The organism is Aneurinibacillus sp. Ricciae_BoGa-3 (assembly GCF_028421645.1).
Taxonomy (GTDB): Bacteria; Bacillota; Bacilli; order Aneurinibacillales; family Aneurinibacillaceae; genus Aneurinibacillus_B.
In genome coordinates this window covers 1,485,068-1,508,253 of sequence record NZ_CP116887.1, presented here as the reverse complement: position 1 = coordinate 1,508,253, position 23,186 = coordinate 1,485,068, and the positions used below count along the sequence as shown (strand labels likewise).

Here is a 23,186-nt window from a genome sequence, read left to right as displayed (position 1 = left end):
CTTTTTCTATAAACGGCTGTGCTCCTTGAGCATGATCGCCGCCTTTTTCTGATAGTGAAGCAGCCGCTGAAACGACACCAGCAAAATTCCGGCTGAAACATAAGCCAGCACTTGAAAATGTGTAATCCACAATATGATCGCGCTACCCCAGGCAAATGCAACAAAAAAGCCTGCAGTTCGCTGCCTTTCCTTATAGTAGATAAGCCAATCCCGGATTTCTTCCCGCTTGCGCTGGTAATGCTTATGTTCAACATCCGAATCAATCCACCGGTTAAACTGACGAGGCAGGTTTGTCAATTCTCTGCCAATATCTCTAGCAAAATTTTTTACGGTATCGCTTATGGTTTTCCGTGTTTCGGCCTTTGTTCGCTGCTCATTAAGCCACTCGCTTACAATAGGCTTTCCAACCTCCAGAAAATCGACATCCGGCAGTATCGTAGTGACCACACCAGCAACCGTGCTGAACGCCCTGCCAAGAAAAGCGTATTCCGCTGGAAGCTGGATGGGCTGTTCGCGTACAAAATCCTGAAGCTGTGTAAGCATAGCCTCAAGCATGTCGTCATCGAGCATCGCGTAATCCCGCTTAAAATACAATTCCAGTCCGAACTGCAGGGCCATCTTTACCTGTTCCCGATCTGCATTAGGAGTCAGAAAGCGAAGACGGTCAAGCGCCTCGACAACCGCGTCATAATCCTTGAGTACAACAGACTGTACAAGATCCTGGATGTACTTGCGTGCTTCCCGTTTTATCTCACCCACCATCCCGAAGTCCAGGAGTACGATGGTTCCATCTGGCTTAATAAAAATGTTCCCGGGGTGGAGGTCTGCATGGAAAAAACCTTCCTTTAGCACCTGCTCCAGAAACATACGTGAGATGCGGGAGACAACATACTTTTTGTTAATGTGGTTGGCTTCCAGAAACTTTTGGCCGGTTACTTTTTCACCTTCAACCCACTCCATCACGAGCGTACGCCGAGTCATAAATTCCTCATAATAATGGGGAATTTCGATGGTAGGGTCTGCCGCGTACATTTCCATGAATCGCTTGGCGTGCGCGTATTCTTTGCGAAAGTCCAACTCTTTGGAGACCGTTCGTTCCAGTTCGCCATACAAAGCATCAAGGTCTGCCATTTTACCCCACCGTGTAAAACGTCTGGCCAACCGGATGACGACCCTTGTGGCCGCAAAATCTGCATCGATTATTCTATCGATGCCTGGACGCTGAATTTTAATCGCTACTTTTTGTCCGTTTTTTAAATAGGCCTGGTAAACCTCACCGATGGAAGCAGAAGCCACCGGACTAGAAGAAATACCGTCAAAGAGAGTGTCAGCAGAATGGTTCCATTCCTCCTCTAATATCTTTTGGCTTTGCTCCCACGGTACTGCCGGTACCCGGTCCGTTAAATCGCTGAGCTCAATCGTAAAAGCGCGAGGCATCACATCGGCACGCGTACTGAGGAACTGCCCCATTTTAATCAGCAGACCTCCAAGTTTGAGGGCCGTTCGCTTGTATTCCCTGGCCTGGCGCCCCATCAATTTCTGCCACTTCTCCTGTATTTCCGACCGACTGCCTATGCGGTGTCTTCGATTAAACCACCACACTTGAAGGAAAAAACGTACGACCATGGAAACAATCACATAAATTCTGTAATATCGGTTCCGAACCATATGAACGCTCCTGTTTGGATTATAATGCAATTATACAATACCCAAAATCACCTTGTATTCTTTTGAGTCTATGGAAAAGTTTTCTTTTGATGCAGGTTAATTTTTAGAATTATGGGGTATATAATGAACATAAGTGTTAACTTCACATAGCTGTATTAATCCACCATGAGATAAATAGCATGAATAACTTTTCAGAAAGGAGGGGGAAGCATGTCTGCTGAGGAATGGAAAGAATGGGAATTTCCAAGCGTATACTGTGTCACTAAATTAATCACTGAAGTATTGGAATCGCAAGCCCAATAAAATCGGAGAATCCTGCATAAATTTACCGACATCTCCCCATCATAATCAGGACCGACTTAAGATGAAGGAGGTGTGGACTAATGAAGCAGGACAATCAAAAAAGTATGATCCACTCTCAAACTGTGGAAAATCAGCTTGAGAAACTCGAAGCGAAAACCACTACGAATGAGAAAAACAAAAAGGGCAGTACAAACGAGATTCAACCGGTCACAACTGAAGATGGCTTAACACAATAAGAAGGCATTAAAAAAGACACGTGATTTGTTCATGTGTCTTTTTTTTGTTTGCCAATAAACAATTTCTGGTTGTCAGATTTTATATCCTTTTTATTTTCTTCATTTTGACGTTCCATGCATTCAAAGCAAACCATTTTTCCTGGTTCCGTTACAACCGCCCCGATAAACCCATCATGACAGTAAATGTTCCTTCCGCATTTAATACAATCCCCAACATACTCCTGCATCTCACATTGCCTCCTTATTATTGGATATCATTAACATTGTTTCACATCCGCATGAATTAGGGTATTTCATAAACATTAATACAATGAAAGGGGATTACAATGGACATGAATCAAAACTTACCAGCAAACAGCTTTGAATGGAAAAATGAAACCACTCCGGTCAATCAAGCGAGTGAAGTCCGAAACACAGATTGGGCAACAGCTGAAAGGAATGCAGGTAAAAAGTCAATCAGTAAACTCCTCTGGGGTACAGTTGGAGGAGCCGTTCTGGGCGCTACCGCTGTTATTCTTGCAGATAAATCGACACGAAGCGACCTGCTCCGGGGTACGGCCAGTGTAAAAGACAAAACAGTCGAGTTTGTAAGCACGACATCCAAAGATTCAAATGGCGTTGTCAGTAAAATGAAAGATACGGTCACGGATGTAATGCAGACAACAAGCCATGTAGTAGACGAGATGAAAAATTCAGGATCCTCATCTGAAATAAGCAGCAACAATCCAACGAATAGCTACTCGAACAAAACAGGACCTTCATCGTCTAACAAATCGGAATAATGTGAGCATAACCTTCGCATATGCGAAATCAAGCACGTTTCCTACTCGATAAGAATAAACATCGCCAAAAAAGATGGAGCAGCCTTTGTGGCTACTCCATTTTCATTATAACAGCCTCTCCCTCTACCACAACTTTTTGATTCTGGTTTACTAGGTTTGTCTTTAGCTTGATTATCTTTTTGTCATCTCTCTTCTCCACAACTTCGGCAATAGCTGTTACAATATCGCCAATTTTTACAGGAGCTTTAAATTTAAGATTCTGGGACAGGTAAATTGTATTCGTACCAGGAAGTTGTGTTCCAAGTACTGTTGATATAAAACTGGCTGACAGCATGCCGTGCGCGATTCGTTCTTTAAACATGGTACGCTGCGCAAAATCATCGTCAATGTGAACCGGATTGACGTCACCTGTTAGCTTAGCGAAAGTTAAAATGTCTTCGTCCCTTATCTCTTTCGTAATCTGGGCTTTATCGCCAACCTGAATTTCACCATACGATTTTTGGGCCACATGTCTGGACTTTTCGAGCAACTCGGCTTTTAAATCCATTTTCCCTCTCCTCTTTAACCATCCCTTGGTTTTCTTCTGTATGGAGAAAAACCCCCTTATACAGGGGGATAAAATTTATTTATTTAAACATGTCGATTGTATTGTTCTTATTAACTTCCACCGTTTCAAGAATGCCCTTCTGAGTCGACTTCAACTGTCCAATAAAGTTGTTCATCAGGGATTGTACTTCTTCCCGGGTCCTCTGTTGCTGTGCGATTAAGTTCTTAATAGCCGTTTCAATTTGTTCACTGGATTTTGTCAGCACGGAAATTCCCGCTTTACCAGGCGTCCAGGTTAACTGCTGAAGGCGCGCTGCGATTTCGTCCAGACGGTTCTGCCAGTCTTCAATTGTCCGGCCAGCTTGTTCGCCCCCAATATTTTTCACGTTATTCTGATAGTTTAATTTAAACTCCTGCAAAAAGCGATTCATTTCTTGTTCCATTTTGTCGAGATTTGCTGTCGTTTTAATCCAAAGTTCTTTTTGTCGTTCAATAGTTTGCAGGGTTAAGTTTTCTACCTCCTGATGGTACGCATACACCATTTTAATACCGTTCATCCATCCATCCCACATTGTATCCACAATACTGCTGCTGTTCTGGTTCACAACTGTTTCGTTTTCTGCCTTTTTTGGAATTGCCATTGAATAATCCTCCTTTTTAGAAAACCACTGTTAGTTTTTATGGTGAGTGCAGCTTGGGCTGCAGCATCCCTGTTAGTCAGGCATTATGCTAAGACATGTTGTTTGTTTTATTTCCAGATAAGTTGGGTGGCATGAACAGTTCTGTATACATATTGAAAAAGCGGTCTAACATCGTCTGATACTGTTCAAGGGAAGAAGCCCACGACTTTAAATACTGCTCTCCAGCATCTGTTAACGAGTAAATTCGTTTGGCTGGCCCTCCTGTGGACGTATCCCACTCCGACTTGACCATGTTGTCTTTTTCAAGTTGCCGCAGAGTGCGGTACACATTGCCTTGGTCGATTGTGGGAAATCCAAACTTAATCAACTGCTGAATCAACTCGTAACCATGCACATTCCAACCGCGAAGCTGCAGCAGTAAAAAAGGAACAAGGAGGTTTTTGGGCATCCCGTTCGGTACCTTATCTTCCTGGGATTTTGTCTGTTCTTCCGCATTCTCCTTCTTCTCTGCCATGTGTATCACCTACAATTTAAGTTCGTCTCTATATGTGTAATTTACACCTACCGACAGCTATTTGTCAATCATTTCAATCCAAGAAATTCCTCAGTGGTAATATAATCCTATTGATCACCCTAAATAACAAATGAAAGCGCATAACATCCATAATTCATCATTTTTTTTAGATTTTTGGATGGAAATGTCATAAAAATATCATAATTTATCGAATAATTTTATTTGAGTTGCAAGCTTTTCTCTACTATAATTTACGTGAAAAAGGCATGTGTGCAGTTCCCGCTCGCTCGGTGCTGCCGGATGATTTCTGAGAGGAGATGAAAGAGTGAACCAGCAAATACCGTTTGACCCGTTTGCCGTGTGGAAGGACATGTATGACAAAACTGAGTCACACTGGAGCAAGTCGATTGATGAGACAATGCGGAGAGAAGATTTCTCCCAGTGGATGGGCCAGTTCCTAAACATGTATCTGCAATATCAAAATATGGTAAGACAATCAACGGACAAAATTCTGGAACAGGTAAATATGCCTTCCAGGGCTGATATTTCAAATCTTTCTGCTTTAATTGTGAACCTTGAAGCAAAAGTAGAAGGGCTTGAAGAACTTGTAGAGGGGGATTTGTCCCACCAGATTAACAACCTGGATACAACCCGGGAAGTAAACCGGCTAAAAATCGACATTAAATCACTCGACAAGAAAATGGATCAGGTTCTCAAGCTACTAAAACAGCAGGAAGAAATGGTATCCTCCTTAAAAGAAACGGCGGCTGCAAAAGAAACAGAAGCCACCAATGAATCAGAAACGCCAAGGAACAATCCGGAAAATACAACCAAGAAAACAGATCCAATCTCTTAACCCAGCAAACATTAGATTTCAGATAGACGATAGTAACTACTTAGAAGTAAGAACATAAAATCGATGTCATGATAAGGGGTGCAGGTGTATGGTTAAATTAGATGGAAAAGTAGCGATTGTAACAGGTGGTTCCCGTGGAATTGGAGCTTCCATTTCAAAAGAGCTCGCCGCAAACGGTGTTAAAGTGGTAATCAACTTTAACACCAGCAGCGAAGCAGCTGAGCAGGTAGTAAGAGATATTGAATCTGCAGGCGGAACAGCCTTTGCCAGCCAGGCGGATGTGTCAGATATTGCGCAATCCCGCGTTCTTGTAGAGGATGCAATCAATAAATATGGACGTATTGATATATTAGTCAACAATGCCGGCATAACAAGAGACCGGACCTTCCGCAAATTGTCTCCTGAAGACTGGAAACAAGTTATCGATGTAAATCTTTCAAGCCTCTACAACATGACGAGCGCTTCCCTTTCGCATATTTTAGAATCAGATGCCGGAAGGATCATTAACATCTCCTCCATCATAGGCCAGGCCGGGGGCTACGGCCAAACGAACTATGCAGCTGCTAAAGCCGGTATCATTGGTTTTACGAAATCGCTTGCTCTTGAGTTGGCCAAAACCGGCGTAACCGTCAATGCAATCTGTCCTGGATTCATTGAAACAGACATGGTAGCCGCTGTACCTGAAGAAATCCGCCAGCAGATTATTGCGAAAATTCCCGTTAAGCGTTTTGGCAAACCGGAAGAAATTGCACGCGGTGTGGTCTACCTCTGCCAGGATGGGGCTTTCATAACCGGACACGAACTCAGCATTAACGGTGGCATGCACATGTAAAGCAGCAACAAAATACATCGAATTTTTAAGTTTTTTTGATCATAACATATAAAATCAAATGCATTGTGGAGGGAACAAACCATATGTCAACCCCGATGGTTAAGGACTGGGAAGATGTCATCGACACATTGCCTCAGGAGGTTAAGCGCACCTACAGGCGTTTTAAACGTGCGACTGAAATTCTTACGACAGAAGCAGAGCCGGAAGTCGGCCTCACACCGAAAGAGATCATCTGGACAAAAAATAAAACGAAACTGTACCGCTTCGCTCCTTCTCAACCAAAAACACACCGCATTCCTTTACTTATTATTTATGCCCTAATTAACAAACCGTATATTCTCGATTTATCCCCTGGCAACAGCCTAGTCGAATACCTTGTAAATCAAGGATTCGATGTTTATATGCTGGATTGGGGAACGCCGGCCCTTGAAGACCGTCACATGAAACTTGACGATTATATCATGGACTATATTCCACGTGCTGTGCGTAAAGTTATGAAAACCGCCGAATCCGATGAAATTTCTCTGCTTGGCTATTGCATGGGCGGCACCATGACTTCGATTTTTGCTGCCTTGCACCCTGATCTTCCCATACGCAATATTATCTTTATGACGAGCCCGTTCGACTTTTCTGATGCTGGCCTGTTTACCAACTGGCTGGATAACCGGTACTTTAATCTCGACAAAATGGTCGATACAATGGGCATTATTCCTCCTGAAATGATTGATTTCGGCAACAAAATGCTGAAACCGGTTGTTAACTTCTGCGGGCCCTATGTAAACCTCGTGGATCGCGCGGAGAACGACTCGTTCGTAAACAGCTGGAAGCTTATGCAAAAATGGGTAAACGATGGCATCCCATTCCCCGGCGAAGCCTTCCGCCAGTGGATTCGCGAATTTTACCAGCACAACAAGTTAATCAATGGCGAATTAGTCATTCGAGGCAGAAATGTCAATCTCGCAAATATTAAAGCCAGTGTGCTGAATATGGCAGCGGAACGGGATCACATCGCCATTCCGCATCAGGTGGAAGCGCTGATGGATATTATATCCAGCCAAGACAAAACATTCGTTCTCCTGCCGACAGGCCACGTTTCCGTCTGTTTCGGACGCCAGGCAATCAACAAAACCTATCCGACGGTTGGTTCTTGGTTGGCTGAGCGGTCAAATTAAATAATCCGACGTACAACAAGTAAAAAAGGAGTTCGCACCCGAACTCCTTTTTGCTTTTAGAAAAATTCGTTTTCTTCTTCGGTTGACGGGTCAATCCAGATGCTCTCCACTCCGTTAACCGCGTCTTCCACAAGTTGTTCAACGTCCAGCGGTGCTTCAAACTGCTCTGCCAACTCAGGCTTTGGCTTTGTAACAGGTGATTTTGGCACAAAAACCGTGCAGCAATCCTCAAACGGCAGAATGGACGTCTCATACGTGCCAATTCGGTGGGCAATTTTCATGATTTCTTCTTTATCCATGGCAACGACCGGGCGAAGTACGGGTGTGTCAATCACACTGTTAATCGTGTACATGCTTTCCATGGTCTGGGAAGCTACCTGTCCAAGACTCTCCCCGGTAGCGATGGCTAGCGCACCATGCTTCTGGGCTAACCTCTCTGTAATGCGCATCATAAAACGCCGCATAATGGTAATGGTGTAATGTTCAGGGCAGTGCTGGCGAATTTGCGTTTGAATTTCTGTAAACGGTACAACATGAAGCTTCATCCCCCCACTGTACTGGGTGAGAATCCGGGATAAATCGACAACCTTTTGCTTGGCTCGCTCTGACGTGAATGGATAGCTATGAAAATGAACGCCCTCTATCCGCACACCGCGCTTCATCGTCATCCAGCCGGCCACCGGACTGTCTATCCCGCCTGATAGCATAAGCATAGCCTTGCCGCTGCTTCCCGTGGGCAGACCGCCCATACCCGCAACGCTTCGGCTTGATAAAAACACCCCATCCGTCCGGATTTCAATGCTGAGCAGGACTTCTGGGTTGTGAACATCGACCCGCAGATCTTCCGTATTACGCAGGATAAATCCCCCCATTAAGTTGTTCATCTCCATTGAACGGTGAGGGAATTGTTTATTCGGCCGTTTTACCGCGACTTTAAAGGTTTTCGGAAAAGGGGTGACATCCTTCATCACCTGCAGAGCCGCATTCTGGATATCTTCCAGCTCAAACGACTGCAGAAAACGGGTAGGGCTGAAGGAATGGATGCCAAAAACCTTCTCCAGACGGCTTTCAATTTCTGAATAGGGTTCTCCGTTTAAAGCTAGATAAAGACGCCCGAACGTGCGAATCACCTGAACACCTGGGTAATCCTTAAGCGCCTTTTTGATGTTGCGGACCAGCTGTGTTTCAAATTCTTTGCGATTGCGTTTTTTTAACGCTAATTCCCCATAGCGTATTAAAATATGTTCATACTGCATACTACACCCTCATTATCTTTGCTAGATTTGGTATCACTTCGTTTAAAGCGGAAATAAAAGCCTTCGCCTGTACCATTGTATTATCCTCAGATAGGCTGACACGCAGTGCACTGGAAGCCCGCGCCTCATCCAGGCCTGCCGCCAGCAATACACGTGAAGGCTTAGATTGCCTCGACGAGCAGGCGGAGCGGGTCGATAGGTAAATCTCTTTTTCCTCAAGGGCATGCACAACTACTTCTGATTTTAGGCCTGGGAAGGAAAAATTGACAATATGCGGCGCCGCGTTCGGACTGCCTTTCCCCGGTCCATTAATGAGACATCCTGGAAAGGACTCTAGTTGCTCAATCAAAAACGTGCGTATGGTAGTCATATGCTTTCGATTGGCCGCTAACGACTGGTGCTGCATGCGCATCGCTTTGGCCATTGCCACAATAGCGGGAAGATTTTCTGTACCAGACCGTTTTCCGTCTTCCTGCCCTCCGCCGGACAGCAGAGGAGAAAGCACAATTCCTTTGCGCATATAGAGCAGACCGATCCCGCGGGGGCCGTGGAATTTATGGGCGGATAGCGACAGAAGATCCACACCCCAGCGGGCAGGTTCTACAGGCAGCTTGCCGAACCCCTGAACCGCATCTACGTGAAAGAAGACTTTGGGAAAACGGGCAAGGATACTGCCTATTTCCGCAACTGGCTGAATCGTTCCCAGTTCACTGTTAACATACATAACGGACACAAGAATGGTATCATCCTGCATGGCTTGCTCGACATCCGCAGGATCGACCCTGCCCGTGGAATCAACCGGTAGATACGTGATCCGAAACCCTAGTCCTTCCAGCTGTTTTCCGGTTTCATACACGGATGCGTGCTCTACACTCGACATAATAATATGCTTTCCGCGGGAACTATACTGCAGGGCAATTCCCTTAATGGCCATATTGTTACTTTCCGTTCCGCCAGACGTAAAGATAATGTCACCAGTGGCCCCGCCTAGCGCTTCGCTGGCAACATGGCGCGACTGGTTAAGCAGTTTAGCGGCAGACGTTCCCAGACTGTGCAGGGAAGAAGGATTGCCAAAATATTTTTGTGCCACATCCTGATACACTTTCAGCACTTCAGGATAGGGCGCCGATGTTGCACTGTTATCGAAATATATCATGGTTTTCACATCCGTATTAAAAGTGGTCCGTATAATTAGGTAAAAAAGTATCAAAATACATCATACCACATTTGCTTTGCTATCATAAATATTGTGTGTTTTATTCCTGAAAACATCCGGCATACAATTGTCAAAAAATTCTTTTTAAATGAAAGCGATTACATTTGAGAAACCTATTTACAAACATCCATAGGCTTGTTATTATAGTTTTCAATAAATTATAAAAATAAAAAGTGTCGACTTGAAATGAGCCACTGCTCATTGAAAAGATTGACCCTAATTTTATCAGAATATTTAATAAATAAAGGAGAGATTACTATGACAGTGACAGTGCAGGTTGAAATGTTAAAGAAAATGGAAGCAGAGATTGCCAGATTGCAGAACCAGATCCGGGCCATGCAGCGTGTTGATGAAGGATTCGATCGCCTGGACACCGACAACTGCTTAAACGAAGTATACAATGGATAAAACCAACTAACATAATTATAAGGGACAGCTGACACGAACTGTCCCTTTCCCTTTGTTATAAACCCATCATTTTCCACCCAAAGGCCGCGGCAATTCCGCCAAGTACGACAAACATCACATTTACCCGAAAGAAGGCAACAATGACAGAGACACTCATTCCGGCAATTGCGGGGCCATAGTCCCCATCTCCTGTCGAGTATATAATACCGGGAAATATAAGGGCACCCAGCGCTGCGAATGGAATAAAGCCAAGAAACCTGTTTAGAAAGGGCGGCATTTGTATATCTTGCAGCAGCACCATAGGAAGCATACGTGGAATGTATGTAACGGCAGCCATTCCCAGAACGAGAAATACCATGCTCATCAATCTTTACCTCCCGGAAAAATGATGGCTCCTGCAGCAGCGGCAAGGATGGTAGATATGATAATACTCCATCCGGTTGATAAACTACTAAATAAAGGAAGCCAATGCAGAATGGAATGGATAGAGACGGAAGCCATTGCCACCATGAGAATGGGCCGTGATTTTTTCATGGACGGCAGAAGAAGGCCAATAAACATCGAATAAAGCGCAATACCCATGCTTGTTTTAATCGAATCCGGAAGGCCTGAAGCCAGAAAAACACCGGCCCATGTTCCCACATTCCATGCCGCAAATGCCGTGAAGTTCAAACCCAGAACAAACTTTCGGCCGAGCTTCGATTCTGCACGCAGGGCAGCAACGGTAAAAGTCTCGTCCGTTACCCCGAAAGCAAGCAAAGCCATCCACTTTTTTGCTGTCCCACTTTCTATGCGTTGGGATATGGAAGCTGTCATTAAAAAATGGCGCAAGTTTAAAATAAATGTAGTTAGAATGATTTCACCAAACGATGCACCCAGCGCGATAAGATTAGCACCGACAAACTGACTGGCTCCTGCAAAAATAAACAAAGACATCAAGAGACTCACATAATTAGGCAAACCGGATGATTTAGCCAGAAGTCCAAAAGCAATGGCGATAGGAACATACCCTACTGCTATCGGAATACCTGCTTTAATCCCTTCATTCAATCCTGCTCTCGCCTGTGTACGCATCTCATTGCCAGGCTCGATATAGATTCCCTCAGCTTTCATGCTTCTCCCTCCTATTTGCAATATTATAGCACAAATCAGAAAAGTTTCGATAACTTGGCTTAAGGCAGGGTGTTGGCAGTTGATGTCCTTTTTGTTCTGCCTGTATACACAGAAATTGTATGTTTTCATAAAAAAAAGACCCAAACCGATTGGGTCGTATAAGAAGATTGCCGGAGTCAAGGTTAATACCAGGGACGTATAAACAGCGGAAGCACCATGGCAGCGATAGCCAAATAAATAGCCCAGCGGCCTGTTGCTTTCCCTCCCCGTTTTGCGGCAAAAAAACCAAGCACAAGACCTGCAACTCCAAACAAATATGGCATGATAAAAAAAGAAAGGATCGATAAAATGAGCGCCACGGTACCTAACCCTTTTCCGCCTGCATCCTCGCGGGGGGTGTCATTTTTTCCGAATTGCACAGGACTTGGCCGATGAGGAGCTAACTCGCTTGCCGTTTCTTCACGGTATTTGTCATCCTGCGGACCCTTATCCATCTGCTGCCCCCTTACCCTTTTTAAAAGCAGGTGAATGACTACTTCTTCTTGAACGTAAGACAGCACGTTTCTCTCGAATGTATAGCCCGGTCCTGGTGAACTTCGCCGGCGATCTCGCCAATTTCTGTATTCAAATTAATGGCGGCATGCTTGTCAATCTCGACTTTAATGGCGTCAGCTGCGCAATTGTTACCCGGTGCATAATACGTGCAGCTTGCAACTGTACACTTTACACCCTGTGGCATACGCTCACTCCTTTTCTCCGGGGACTATGGAGCTTCCCCTTGTTTTTAGAGTGGCTTGCTGGCCCCCAACGAATACTGGTTATTATTTTACTGCATTCTCAGGAGCTGTAAGGTAGTGCACAGCTATGCCTGCGAGCAGCTTGCTTCCCACAGGCAGCATCTCCTCGTCAATGGTGAAACAAGGATGATGGTGGCTGTATTTAGCTGTATCCCCTTTGATGCCCAGAAAGAAATAAGCGCCAGGAATTTTCTGCAGATAATAGGAAAAATCCTCTCCAGCCATGCTGGCCTCAGCGGTGCGTACGTTTCCTTTGCCTACTACTTGCAGCCCAACCTGCTCCACAATTTGATTCATGCCCGCATCATTAATGACAGAAGGGTCACCCGCTACGTATTCCAACTCCCCTTCTGCACCATACGAAGCGCATGTGTTTTTTACCATTCTTTCCATAACCAGAGGGATCTCCTGCTGAATTTCCCGGTGAAAGTAGCGGACCGTCCCCTCGATTAGCGCGGTATCCGGAATAATGTTATACGTGTCCCCCGCATGGATCTGTCCAACACTGATAACTGCCGGGTACAGGGGATTTAGAGACCGGCTGACGACTGTTTGTAGCTGGAGGACAAGCTGCGCCGCCACAACGATGGGGTCCACAGTCAGATGGGGCATTGAACCATGGCCGCCAGTACCCTGAATGCGGATAGTAAAAGAATCTGCTCCTGCCATAATGGGCCCTGAGCAGGTCGCAAGCTGTCCCAGCTCTACGTTCTGCCATAAATGGAGGCCAAAGATAGCGTCGACATCCTCAAGCACCCCGGCTCGCACCAGCTCGGCTGCACCGCCCGGGCATACCTCTTCCGCATGCTGGAAAATCAACTTTACCCTGCCGGGAAATTCTGTTTGGATTTGGGTGAGGGCGCCTGCGGCTCCAAGAAGGATCGCCGTATGGCCATCGTGCCCGCACGCATGCATAACACCTGCAACTTTGGAGGCAAACGGCAGACCCGTTTCTTCCTTAATCGGCAAGGCATCAATATCTGCCCGCAGCGCTACTGTCGGACCTGTTTGCGAACCATCGATGTAGGCGATCACATCTTTTCCTGTGCAGGACAACGGCCTAAGGCCAAGTCTTTTTAGCTTTTCTTGAATGTAGAGTGCGGTTTCAGATTCCTGATGGGATAACTCAGGGTACATATGAAGATGGCGGCGCATTTCGACTAGGTCACCCTGTATTTGTTCAACAGCTTGATTGATCTGGTTCTGCATGACGTTGTATGTGTGGTTTTTCTCATTACTTCCATCCACATTTGCCGCCCCCTTATGTGTTTTTCTTTATAGTAGGGTATACCGGCAAAAAAATAAAGAATTTTTATGCTTGAACTTGTATTTTTATGAGTAAACTCTGGCGGATTTCTCCCCTTATTTCTGCTATGATACAACTACAGTGACTACTTGGGAGGACAAAGAATCATGTTAAAAGGAAAGATAATCGCGATTACAGGGGCTTCCAGCGGAATCGGCAGAGAATTAGCCAGAATGGCGGCAGCTGAAGGAGCCGTGCCCATCCTGCTTGCGCGAACCATCCAAGCACTTGAAGAGCTTAAAGCGGAGCTGATCGCCACTGCTCCGGAATGTGCTGCCTATCCGCTGGACGTTACAGACAATGAGCAGGTGGAGGATACTGTAAAACAAATTTTTGATACATTTGGCCGCATCGATGTATGGGTTAACAATGCAGGATATGGAATTTTCTCTGAATTTACCCTGGCCAGGCTGGAAGACTTCACTGATATGATGGACGTAAATTATATGGGCACCGTTCGCTGTGCCAAAGCCGTCCTGCCTCACATGCTGATACATAATTCAGGACACATTATTAATATTGCTTCAGTTGCAGGCAAAATTGCCACACCTAAATCAAGCGGATATTCCGCCACCAAATTCGCTGTGATTGCCTTTACAAGCACGCTGAGGCAGGAACTCGCAGGAACCGGCGTTAAAGTAACAGCCATTAATCCCGGACCCGTAGAGACCGCGTTCTTTAACCGGGCAGACGCCACCGGGGAATACCGAAAAAATATCGAGAGATTTATGCTTACGCCGCAGCAGGTTGCTGGCGCTATCCTTCAGTCGGTGAAGCGGTACCGTCCGGAAATAATACTTCCTGGCTACATGAAACTGGGGGTGATCATCCAACAGCTTATGCCAGGTCTATTTGACAGGGTGATATCCCCTCGCATCAATAAAAAGTGAACGGATATACTACACGTATGCGTGAGAAAGGAGTTGAAAATATGGATCGTCTTGCCCTTGTTCTTGTTATCATCGGAGCGGTCAACTGGCTTCTGGTGGGGTTATTCCAGTGGGATTTAATCGCAGCCTTATTTAACGGCGAGTCATCTTTTTTAAGCCGGGTTATTTATTCCCTTGTGGGCCTTGCTGGTCTATACTGTCTCAGCTTACTTTTTCGGGACAGAGCCACAGCGAAGTAAGACCGAACACCCCTTTTCCATTATTGGAGGGGGTGTTTTTCATCAGAGGGTTATGTTAAGATTGAACAAAAAATAGGGGCCTATTCATCAAGGGGGACCGGTGTGGTTAACAAGAACAACGCAGCGGGATGGAGTCCGGAAATGGATTACCTGCGCGGCTTCGCCATTGCAGCCGTTATCATCATCCATGTCACTGCCTATTTCGCCTATATTAAATCGATAAACTCGCTGGTTATCGCCAGCATACTACTGGATATCGCTGCTCACTTCGCTGTGCCGCTGTTTATTTTCATATCAGGATTTGTACTTTCGCTAAAGTATAAAAGGCTGCGGTTTTCATCCTTACCTGCATTTTACTTAAAACGGGCCAAATCCATTCTGCCCCAGTATTTACTGTTTACCATTGTATATACCCTATATTTTAACGGTGGATTCTCCGGCGTTACTCCTGCAACAATTGCCCACAATTTCATCTGGGCTGGGGCTGCTTACCATCTGTGGTATTATGCGGTCATTGTTCAAGTATACGTGTTTTTCCCAGCCGTATTGTGGATTTATAATTGGTTTGACTCCAAAAACAAAAGCCGTCTGCTGGTTACGGCTTCGCTTTGTGTGCAGATCGCATGGAATATATACTATATTATATCCCCTACTCCTATTACCATTGCTTTGTCACAAGTGTTCTACCTGGTCCTTGGTATTTATGTAAGCCGAACATACAACACAGTTGCCGGCTGGGTTAAAACCTTTCCATATGCCAACCTAATAACAGCTTTGGGGGTCCTGTTTTTTGTTGGGGCGATATCCACTTTCTGGTTCGCCGGACTTGCCAGGTATCATCTTTTTTACAGTATTCATCCTCGTTATTTTATGGGACCGGCAGTTCTCGAACCTGCCCAGTTCTTTTTGTCCTTTGTTATACTGGCTCGTTTTGCGGTCAAGCTAGCCAGGCGTGATTCCTTATTGTCGACTGTTGTGAAGCAGATAGGGAAGTATTCATTCGGCATTTATCTTATCCATGTACTTGTGCTAAAGCTAGTTGTATCCGGATTGCTTAATAGATTCCATCTTACCGGCTCAAACTGGTTGTTCTATCCGCTTCTCTTTCTTCTTACACTCGGGGGAAGTTATGCTATTATGTACGCACTTAGCTATGTGCCGGCAAGCCAGCACTTGTTCGGGGTTGGTTCAAGAAATAAGCGAAGCCGGGCTAAAGCCAGGGTATCGCAACACACGTAGCCTGTTCTTTTTGAATCGCGTGTAGTAATGTAAATAGGAACGTAAAACTTCTGCAAAGTTTTCATAGAAATAATTTTGATTCCTTTTAATTAATCGTGCTTTGAGGTGGACAATTTGAAAATCGTCATTACGGGCGGAGGTACGGCTGGCCATATCTTCCCAGCAATTAGCGTTGGCAAGTATTTGCAAGAACAGCATGGTGCAGAACTATTTTTCATTGGAAATAAGAATCATATTGAATCCCGCTTAGCGAAAGAAAACAACATCCCTTTCTTTGGGATTCCATCACAGGGATTAGAAGGCAATTATTTTACCTTTTTTACTAAAAATGCGATGGGGGTGTGTGAAGCGCTTAATATTCTGCGTAAAATCAAGCCTGATTATGTGTTTTCGACTGGTGGATTTGTATCGGCTCCCACGATTACGGCAGCGAATATCCTTCGTATCCCTTATGGCATACATGAACAGAATTCTATTATTGGGAAAGTAAACAAATTGTTCCAGCGCAATGCAAGGACATTCTTCTACTCCTTTCCCGCGGAGCAGAGGGAAAATACTTGTTACAGCGGCAATCCCGTCAGACTGAAAGACAAGCTGGCAGTGAACGGCGCCAAGCTTCTTTTTACAGGTGGCAGTGGGGGATCGATTAAATTAAATCAAACCGCTGTTGAATTTGCTAAACAGCATCCCGATATCCCCTGCATCCTAATAAGCGGCCAGAAAAATTACAAGCAACTCGTGGAACAAGGAATTCCTGCAAATCTTGAGGTTCTTCCCTTCGTTTCAGACATGAAAAGCTTATATGCACAGGCAAAAGTAATGGTGTGCAGAAGTGGTTCGGGTACTTTGTTTGAAATGGCCAACTTATCCATTCCGTCTATATTAGTTCCCCTGCCCACCTCTGCGGATGATCATCAGAAAAAGAACGCCCTTTATTTTGCGAAAGAAAACGCCGCTTTACTTGTGGAGCAAAAAGATTACTTTGAAGAAAAATTAACCGGAGCTATTTTAGAATTATGGAATAACGAAACAAAACGGAACGAAATACAGCAAGCATTGGCACAGCTTGCCATCCCAGAAAGTGAAAAAGTGATTGCGCACAGAATTCTAAAAGATATCGGGTATTCCAGCATTTAACAAAAAGAAGCACCAAACGTGCTTCACTAATGGATTTCGTATAACGTTTCTCTTAAAATGTACGTTAGCGATGGGATCGTTTAAGCTAATCTGAACACAATGCCGTGGCCGCCTTTTGGATATTCCCATTTAATGTTCTCATGCGGGCAGCCAATGCGGCAGCTCCCGCATTCATGGCATCCTTCATATCCAACGGCCATACGTGCGCCTTCCCATTTGTATACTTCACCCGGACAAAACAGGGTACACAGCTTATCCGGACACCCTGTGGCACAAATGTCGTGGCTCAGTACATGAAGATGGGACTGCGAATCCGCTCGGAAACGAAGCAAGTACTGCTTTTCTTCCAGCGTATTCGTTTTTTGTACATTACTCATTGTTTCATCACCTTCCTTAGAGGTTTATCCCTTTTTAGGCTGACAACTAACTATATTGGCCACGCCGGCGCCGACTATGTGGTTGTCTGCTTTCCCTGTCTAATTATTCAGTAATTTATCTCTGCCTGGAGGTTGAAACGTGGCCTTACTGTACTTAAATTATTCCATTCACCCCGTCAATCTCCTTCCATTTAAGACAAGAAATTGTTCCTAATTTGTTACGCTGAATGTACCTTAGTAGTTGTATATATGATGAGTAATCATTTATTAGAAGGGGAGAAGTGATAAATTTCACGATGTCACCTTACTAATCATTTTATTATGAGAAATATCAATTGTGCCGAAGTTCACATATTTTTGTGCATAAAAAATCACCCCTTGAAATAACCCAGAGAAGGTTTTAATAACGGGCATGGTAGATTATTTATAACCTCTTACTTAAAAGCATCCACCAGCGGCAAACTTATTGCCACAGCCCGGTATATAAAAGACGGTTATAAAGTGCTTTTTACCGAGTGCTTCATTGAAAATGAGAACGGTGAGATCGTAAGCACAACTTCATTTTACAGATATACCAAGGGGAACACGAAATAGAACGCAGGACAAAAAGCTACAGCTTTTTCAATCGCCTTAGATGAGACTTCCTACCGTAACAAATTCATAACCAATACTATGTAAATAATCAATTATTTGGGGCAGGGCTCTAACCGAACCCTCTAACAACCCTGGTTTCGTTATAAGTGCATGCTGCAGAATGATGGCTCCGGGGGAAACCTCTCTTTTTACGGTAGATAAAATCTGGTCGGCGGTTTGCCCCTGCCAATCCAGGGTGTCAACTGACCACATGATCATCTCATAGCCCAGGTCGTGAACGGTTAGGAGATCGGCCTTGGTAAACAGACCAAAAGGCGGACGAAATAGTGTGGTTCTATAGCCAGCAGTTCTATGGGCCTCCTGTTCTGTCGTTTGTATTTGTTGTATGACCTCACTGGTTGTCAGCCTGGATAAGTCGGGATGACTCCAGCTATGGTTGCCTATCTCATGGCCTTCCTGTGCTATGCGTTTTAGAACAAATGGGATATAGCTTACTTGTGTTCCAACTACAAAGAACGTTGCTTTAACTCCTTTCTCCCTTAGAATATCCAGAATTCGCGGAGTGTATAAGTGATCCGGACCATCATCAAATGTGAGTGCAACCTCCTTCTTGTCTGTAGCCCCGCGATAATAAATAGCTGGTAAGCTCGATGGCACAGTATTCGTATCAATATACGTTCTGATCTGTTGAAAGTCATAGGAAACTCTCATGCCAAGTGTTTCTGCGGTGTATTGCAGTGGAACATAAGTCCCATCCGGAAGGCTTGTTATAATGGTTGGAAGATAGTCACGTTGTTTTTGATTCGTGTCTTTATTATAATATTCCGCAAAATTCTGCCCTGAAGGAAAACTGAGTGTCCGATTATCACTTGTCAATACTACCGATTGGCTATGAAAATCCCAATCTACAAAAACACCTGTATTCTTAAAGAATAAGCCTGGTACCATCAAATACCCATTCTGCAGATAATAGGTTGTGATAACGGGCCTCCGGTCTACATAAATAGATGACTGCGAAACCATCCTGTAGAAAACCTCCCTTTTTTCGATTTTAATTTCGTGCAGTATCGTATTTTATTTGGCTCGCTTAAAAAGATGACCATTTAGCCAGCTTTCCCGGCGAAAATTTATTCCATCTTAACGTTTTGTATTCAAGTTACTTTATGTAACGTGAACAATCGTTCTTTTTGACGGATGAAGTTTCATTTGTACATTTTGTGAAAAGGCCAGTTAGACGTTTGTTACCCCGGTCCTTTTTTGTTATAATTTTATTATTAATAAAGAAGTAACTACCTTTTTTATTGAAAGCCCAATGGTTACAATAAATACATTAGGAATTAATTATTCCAAATCGCTTATAAGGAGTTTGAGGAGATGGATGAACAGCAAGACATTGGCCCGAAGATTGAAAAAAGCTTTGATTTAGTGGGTAAAAGATGGACGGGTTTAATTATTTATGTGTTAATGGGTGGGCCTAAACGTTTTACTGAAATTCATACGATGATTCCCTATTTAAGTAAGCGCATGCTGACAGAAAGAATGAAAGAATTAGAAGAGCAAGGAATAGTAGTTCGCCATGTCTTACCTGAGCGGCCGATTAGGACCGAATATTTGCTGACAAAAAAGGGAACAGAGTTGGGCAAGATTCTGTGCCAGCTTAGCCACTGGGCTGAAAATTGGGTGAAAGAGTAAAAGAAAATGGAAGCGGTTTAAAAATGTGAAAAAACATCGTGGGCCATGCCGCTCTCTTCTTTCCCCACATAGAAGTTTTTACGGCCGCTTTGTGGAACGTCGGACGGACCGGCAAAACATCTGGGTATCTCAGTGATGGAGACAGTTGCCGGTCTATTTCGCCCTCTGTTTCACACGCTCCGAAGGGGGAAAGAAAGGTGCGGACATGTGCCTCACGATGTTTTCTTGGGTGTTTCGGGACCGGAGGTCCCGTTTAAAAATCGCTCAAGCACTTCAGCACTGTGTAGCACATAAACTGCATATCAACAAAAAGCAAGGGACCTAATGACCCAACTCGAAATACTTTATTACTTTAAAGCAACATATATTTTCTTTACCAACAACAAAAACGGGCATTCCGATTCGGAAGCCCTTTTTTTCTTACACCCATTTCTTCTGGAAAGCCGCAATACTCTCATACTCTTCGCCCAAAAGCCGGGAAAGACGAATGAAAATAGGTGTTAATTCTTTATAGATTTCAACGCTTGCCGGGTTCGGCTTATGATAATATGTTGCACCTACCATCTCAGAGACGGCCTGTAATGATTTGATCTCTCCCAGGCTGTACAGGCCAAGAATTGCAGCACCCAGGCAAGAACTTTCATAGCTTTCAGGCACATGCACATCTTGGTTGAAAATATCGGCCATCATTTGCCTCCAGAGCTCTGATCTTGCGAAGCCTCCGGTTGCCTGAATTTTTTTCGGTTCGCCTATTAGTTCTTCCAAGGCAAGCAGCACGGTGTACAGATTAAAAATCACACCTTCCAACACAGCGCGAATGAGATGCTCTTTCTTGTGGTGCAGCCCAAGCCCAAAGAAGGATCCCCGTGCATTTGCATCCCACAAAGGCGCTCTTTCTCCCGCTAAATAAGGGTGAAATAACAATCCGTCCGATCCCGGATTGACCCGGGCAGCTATCTCTGTAAGCACTTCATAAGAATCTTTTCCTAACCGCTTGGCCGTTTCAACTTCTGCAGAACCCAGCTGGTCACGGGCCCATCTGAAAATCATGCCCCCATTGTTGACTGGACCACCAATCACCCAATGATTTTCTGTCAGCGCGTAACAAAAAATTCTTCCTTTAGGGTCTGTCACAGGACGATCCGTGACAGCACGTATGGCACCGCTTGTGCCAATCGTTACGGCCACAACCCCAGGATCGATTGCATCAACACCTAAGTTTGACAATACACCATCGCTGGCACCCACAATAAAAGGAGTAGACAAGCTCAAGTTCATCTCTCTTGCAAATGTTTCGTCCATTCCCGATACCTGATAGGTAGTGGAGACTGGCTGCGAAAGCTGTCCGGCTGAGACGCCAGCCACACGCAATGCTTCTTCATCCCATTGCAAGTCGTTTAAATTAAACATTCCTGTTGCTGATGCGATCGAGTAGTCAATGAGATATACATGAAACAGCTTAAAGAAAATATATTCTTTGATCGAAATGAACTTATACGTACTGGTGAAAAGAGACGGCTGCTCATTTCGAAGCCAGGCCAGCTTTGCAAGAGGTGACATGGGGTGAATGGGCGTCCCGGTACGCAGATATATTTCATGGCCATTCATCTCATTTTTGATTTTTTCCGCCCATTTTGAGCTTCTATTGTCTGCCCAGGTAATACATTTTGTTAGTGGCTGACCCTGTTTATCTACTGCGATGACACTATGCATAGCAGAGCTAAAGGAGACACAAAGAACTTCGCTCGCCTCAGCCTCGCTTGCCTGCATGATGTGCTTGATCGTGTTTACCACTGCCCGGAATATCTCCTCAGGATCTTGTTCCGCTGTATCCGGTGTAGGAGAATACAAGGGATATTCAATTCCATGGCTTGCTATAATCGATCCGTCCATTCCAAACAGAACGGATTTTGTACTGGTTGTTCCAATATCAACACCGATTACATATTTTGCGCTCACAATTTTTTCCTCCTAACTTTAGGCCCAGGCACGCTCGTTTGATGGTATTAAACGAATGCAGAAAGCACTAAAGCCCCTGCAAAAGCGATAAATGAAAGCAACGTCTCCAATACTGTCCACGTTTTAAACGTTTCTTTCACGCTCAGTCCTAAATATTCTTTAACCATCCAGAATCCCGCATCGTTTACGTGTGAGAACATTAACGACCCTGCGCCCGTCGCGATAACTAGCAGTTCAAGATTCACACCTGACATGTGTGCGACAATAGGGGAAACGATGCCCGCTGCAGTCGTTAAAGCGACTGTCGCTGAACCTGTGGCAATTCGGATAAGTCCGGCTATTATAAACGCCAGAACAAGCGGGGACAGAGATAAATGCTCCGACATGTGAGCAATAACTGTACCTACCCCGCTCGCAATAAGGATCTGTTTGAATCCACCGCCGGCCCCAATGATTAAGGCAATTGACCCGATTGGCAGCAGACATTCTTCTGTAAGCTTCTTAATGGCTTCTCTATCCATTCCTTTACGGAAGCCGAGGAAGTAATAAGCTGCAAAACATGAAATCAGAAGTGCAATAAGCGGGCTGCCAATGAACGCGAAAAATTTCGTTATAGCATGCGGCAGCGATAGAAATGGCGCTACGGCTGCTAAGATCATCAAGATAACAGGCAGTAAAATTACAAAGAACGAGATGCCTATGCCCGGCAGACTTTTTGACCGTACATTAATCCGGATTAACTCCGGTTCACCTTCAGGAGTCACGCGTGTATGAATCCACCTGGCAAATAAGGGGCCTGCAATGATGGCTGCGGGAATCGCAATGATCAATGAATAGAGAAGTACTTTCCCAAGGTTCGCGTTGTAAATGCTTATCGCAGCCAGTGCGCCCGGATGCGGCGGCACAAGGCCATGTACGATCGATAAGCCCGCAATAACAGGCAGTGCGATTAATAAAATGTTTTGTTTCGCCGTTTTGTGTATCGAAATTACCAGAGGCAGTACGATCAATATCCCAACTTCAAAGAATACAGGCAAGCCAATGATAAATCCTGAGAGCAGCATCGCCCATGGCAATTTCTTTAGACCAAAGGACCGTACGAAGAAATCGGCCACTTGCATGCCAGCACCTGAATCGGCCATCATCTTGCCTAAAATCGTACCTAATGCCAAAATCCCAATTAAATGGCCTAAAACACCGCCAACCCCTGTTTCATAGGCCGTGACAATTTTGTCCAAGGATAATCCAGACACTATGGCTAAGAATAAACTTGCCACAACTAAGCTCATAAACGCATGCCATTTCCACCAGGATACACCTAAAATAACAATTATAATGGAAACCAGCGTCATTAATAATAAATACGTATCCATATTGAATCCACCTTTCTTTCGTACCGTAACCCCTTTCATA

At 44.7% G+C, this 23,186-nt stretch carries 27 protein-coding genes; 11 read left to right on the top strand and 16 right to left on the bottom strand.

Annotated features, from left to right (window positions below; translation table 11 throughout):
• Nucleotides 1-6 precede the first annotated feature (6 nt).
• A complete protein-coding gene (locus tag PP175_RS07765) occupies nucleotides 7-1,668 on the bottom strand; it encodes an ABC1 kinase family protein (RefSeq protein ID WP_272442209.1) in 1,662 nt (553 codons plus the stop codon).
• 383 nt (nucleotides 1,669-2,051) lie between these two features.
• On the opposite strand from PP175_RS07765, the gene PP175_RS07760 reads away from it, so the two are divergent.
• Nucleotides 2,052-2,207, top strand: a complete 156-nt coding sequence (locus PP175_RS07760; RefSeq protein ID WP_272442208.1) for a hypothetical protein — start codon at nucleotides 2,052-2,054, stop codon at nucleotides 2,205-2,207.
• Nucleotides 2,208-2,236: 29 nt separating this feature from the next.
• Here the strand turns inward: PP175_RS07760 and PP175_RS07755 are convergent, their stop codons facing one another.
• Nucleotides 2,237-2,434 carry a hypothetical protein gene (locus tag PP175_RS07755; RefSeq protein ID WP_272442207.1) on the bottom strand — a complete coding sequence of 66 codons (198 nt, stop codon included), beginning with the start codon at nucleotides 2,432-2,434 and terminating at the stop codon, nucleotides 2,237-2,239.
• A 105-nt stretch (nucleotides 2,435-2,539) separates the two neighbouring features.
• On the opposite strand from PP175_RS07755, the gene PP175_RS07750 reads away from it, so the two are divergent.
• Entirely contained in the window at nucleotides 2,540-2,989 is a 450-nt protein-coding gene (locus PP175_RS07750; RefSeq protein ID WP_272442206.1) for a YtxH domain-containing protein, read from the top strand.
• Between the two features lie 91 nt (nucleotides 2,990-3,080).
• On the opposite strand, the gene PP175_RS07745 is transcribed toward PP175_RS07750, so the two are convergent.
• From PP175_RS07745 to phaQ, 3 genes are all read right to left on the bottom strand, one after another.
• Entirely contained in the window at nucleotides 3,081-3,536 is a 456-nt protein-coding gene (locus tag PP175_RS07745) for a MaoC family dehydratase (protein WP_272442205.1), read from the bottom strand.
• Between the two features lie 79 nt (nucleotides 3,537-3,615).
• Complete coding sequence (gene phaP, locus PP175_RS07740; RefSeq protein ID WP_272442204.1) at nucleotides 3,616-4,176, bottom strand: polyhydroxyalkanoic acid inclusion protein PhaP; 561 nt, start codon at nucleotides 4,174-4,176, stop codon at nucleotides 3,616-3,618.
• Between the two features lie 88 nt (nucleotides 4,177-4,264).
• On the bottom strand, nucleotides 4,265-4,690 hold the full coding sequence (phaQ, locus tag PP175_RS07735; protein WP_272442203.1) for a poly-beta-hydroxybutyrate-responsive repressor: 426 nt from the start codon (nucleotides 4,688-4,690) through the stop codon (nucleotides 4,265-4,267).
• Nucleotides 4,691-5,015: 325 nt separating this feature from the next.
• Here phaQ and phaR point away from each other — a divergent pair, with 325 nt between their 5' ends.
• The 3 genes from phaR (at nucleotide 5,016) to phaC (ending at nucleotide 7,550) form a co-directional block, all read left to right on the top strand.
• Nucleotides 5,016-5,546 carry a polyhydroxyalkanoic acid synthase subunit PhaR gene (phaR, locus tag PP175_RS07730; protein WP_272442202.1) on the top strand — a complete coding sequence of 177 codons (531 nt, stop codon included), beginning with the start codon at nucleotides 5,016-5,018 and terminating at the stop codon, nucleotides 5,544-5,546.
• Nucleotides 5,547-5,634: 88 nt separating this feature from the next.
• Nucleotides 5,635-6,378: an acetoacetyl-CoA reductase gene (gene phbB, locus PP175_RS07725; protein ID WP_272442201.1), complete on the top strand. Its 744-nt coding sequence runs from the start codon at nucleotides 5,635-5,637 to the stop codon at nucleotides 6,376-6,378.
• Between the two features lie 95 nt (nucleotides 6,379-6,473).
• The gene (phaC, locus tag PP175_RS07720; protein ID WP_442870457.1) at nucleotides 6,474-7,550 is read left to right on the top strand and encodes a class III poly(R)-hydroxyalkanoic acid synthase subunit PhaC; all 1,077 of its coding nucleotides are present in this window, start codon (nucleotides 6,474-6,476) and stop codon (nucleotides 7,548-7,550) included.
• A 56-nt stretch (nucleotides 7,551-7,606) separates the two neighbouring features.
• Here phaC and thiI read toward each other — a convergent pair whose 3' ends face one another.
• Entirely contained in the window at nucleotides 7,607-8,806 is a 1,200-nt protein-coding gene (gene thiI / locus PP175_RS07715) for a tRNA uracil 4-sulfurtransferase ThiI (protein ID WP_272442199.1), read from the bottom strand.
• A gap of 1 nt (nucleotide 8,807) precedes the next feature.
• Complete coding sequence (locus tag PP175_RS07710) at nucleotides 8,808-9,962, bottom strand: cysteine desulfurase family protein (RefSeq protein WP_272442198.1); 1,155 nt, start codon at nucleotides 9,960-9,962, stop codon at nucleotides 8,808-8,810.
• A 318-nt stretch (nucleotides 9,963-10,280) separates the two neighbouring features.
• On the opposite strand from PP175_RS07710, the gene PP175_RS07705 reads away from it, so the two are divergent.
• Nucleotides 10,281-10,430 (top strand): hypothetical protein, encoded by a 150-nt coding sequence (locus PP175_RS07705; protein WP_272442197.1) that lies wholly within the window; start codon nucleotides 10,281-10,283, stop codon nucleotides 10,428-10,430.
• A 55-nt stretch (nucleotides 10,431-10,485) separates the two neighbouring features.
• Here the strand turns inward: PP175_RS07705 and PP175_RS07700 are convergent, their stop codons facing one another.
• From PP175_RS07700 to PP175_RS07680, 5 genes are all read right to left on the bottom strand, one after another.
• Nucleotides 10,486-10,794 carry an AzlD domain-containing protein gene (locus PP175_RS07700; RefSeq protein ID WP_272442196.1) on the bottom strand — a complete coding sequence of 103 codons (309 nt, stop codon included), beginning with the start codon at nucleotides 10,792-10,794 and terminating at the stop codon, nucleotides 10,486-10,488.
• Nucleotides 10,794-11,543, bottom strand: a complete 750-nt coding sequence (locus tag PP175_RS07695; RefSeq protein ID WP_272442195.1) for an AzlC family ABC transporter permease — start codon at nucleotides 11,541-11,543, stop codon at nucleotides 10,794-10,796. The genes PP175_RS07700 and PP175_RS07695 overlap by 1 nt, the downstream gene beginning before the upstream one ends.
• Nucleotides 11,544-11,725: 182 nt before the next feature.
• On the bottom strand, nucleotides 11,726-12,037 hold the full coding sequence (locus PP175_RS07690) for a DUF4190 domain-containing protein (protein WP_272442194.1): 312 nt from the start codon (nucleotides 12,035-12,037) through the stop codon (nucleotides 11,726-11,728).
• A gap of 38 nt (nucleotides 12,038-12,075) precedes the next feature.
• The gene (locus PP175_RS07685; RefSeq protein WP_272442193.1) at nucleotides 12,076-12,282 is read right to left on the bottom strand and encodes a DUF1540 domain-containing protein; all 207 of its coding nucleotides are present in this window, start codon (nucleotides 12,280-12,282) and stop codon (nucleotides 12,076-12,078) included.
• 82 nt (nucleotides 12,283-12,364) lie between these two features.
• Entirely contained in the window at nucleotides 12,365-13,588 is a 1,224-nt protein-coding gene (locus PP175_RS07680; RefSeq protein ID WP_272442192.1) for a M20 metallopeptidase family protein, read from the bottom strand.
• A 165-nt stretch (nucleotides 13,589-13,753) separates the two neighbouring features.
• On the opposite strand from PP175_RS07680, the gene PP175_RS07675 reads away from it, so the two are divergent.
• The 4 genes from PP175_RS07675 to PP175_RS07660 all read left to right on the top strand — a co-directional run bounded on the left by PP175_RS07675 (nucleotide 13,754) and on the right by PP175_RS07660 (nucleotide 17,151).
• A complete protein-coding gene (locus tag PP175_RS07675) occupies nucleotides 13,754-14,536 on the top strand; it encodes an SDR family oxidoreductase (protein ID WP_272442191.1) in 783 nt (260 codons plus the stop codon).
• 41 nt (nucleotides 14,537-14,577) lie between these two features.
• A complete protein-coding gene (locus PP175_RS07670) occupies nucleotides 14,578-14,775 on the top strand; it encodes a DUF378 domain-containing protein (protein WP_272442190.1) in 198 nt (65 codons plus the stop codon).
• A 102-nt stretch (nucleotides 14,776-14,877) separates the two neighbouring features.
• Complete coding sequence (locus PP175_RS07665) at nucleotides 14,878-16,014, top strand: acyltransferase (RefSeq protein ID WP_272442189.1); 1,137 nt, start codon at nucleotides 14,878-14,880, stop codon at nucleotides 16,012-16,014.
• Between the two features lie 114 nt (nucleotides 16,015-16,128).
• Complete coding sequence (locus tag PP175_RS07660; protein ID WP_272442188.1) at nucleotides 16,129-17,151, top strand: UDP-N-acetylglucosamine--N-acetylmuramyl-(pentapeptide) pyrophosphoryl-undecaprenol N-acetylglucosamine transferase; 1,023 nt, start codon at nucleotides 16,129-16,131, stop codon at nucleotides 17,149-17,151.
• Between the two features lie 80 nt (nucleotides 17,152-17,231).
• On the opposite strand, the gene PP175_RS07655 is transcribed toward PP175_RS07660, so the two are convergent.
• Nucleotides 17,232-17,528, bottom strand: a complete 297-nt coding sequence (locus tag PP175_RS07655) for a ferredoxin family protein (protein WP_272442187.1) — start codon at nucleotides 17,526-17,528, stop codon at nucleotides 17,232-17,234.
• 630 nt (nucleotides 17,529-18,158) lie between these two features.
• Complete coding sequence (locus PP175_RS07650) at nucleotides 18,159-19,145, bottom strand: polysaccharide deacetylase family protein (RefSeq protein ID WP_272442186.1); 987 nt, start codon at nucleotides 19,143-19,145, stop codon at nucleotides 18,159-18,161.
• 351 nt (nucleotides 19,146-19,496) lie between these two features.
• On the opposite strand from PP175_RS07650, the gene PP175_RS07645 reads away from it, so the two are divergent.
• Complete coding sequence (locus PP175_RS07645; RefSeq protein ID WP_272442185.1) at nucleotides 19,497-19,814, top strand: winged helix-turn-helix transcriptional regulator; 318 nt, start codon at nucleotides 19,497-19,499, stop codon at nucleotides 19,812-19,814.
• 420 nt (nucleotides 19,815-20,234) lie between these two features.
• Here PP175_RS07645 and gntK read toward each other — a convergent pair whose 3' ends face one another.
• Both gntK and PP175_RS07635 read right to left on the bottom strand, forming a co-directional pair.
• Nucleotides 20,235-21,776, bottom strand: a complete 1,542-nt coding sequence (gntK, locus tag PP175_RS07640; protein ID WP_272443212.1) for a gluconokinase — start codon at nucleotides 21,774-21,776, stop codon at nucleotides 20,235-20,237.
• Nucleotides 21,777-21,820: 44 nt separating this feature from the next.
• A complete protein-coding gene (locus PP175_RS07635) occupies nucleotides 21,821-23,146 on the bottom strand; it encodes a GntT/GntP/DsdX family permease (RefSeq protein ID WP_272442184.1) in 1,326 nt (441 codons plus the stop codon).
• Nucleotides 23,147-23,186 lie beyond the last annotated feature (40 nt).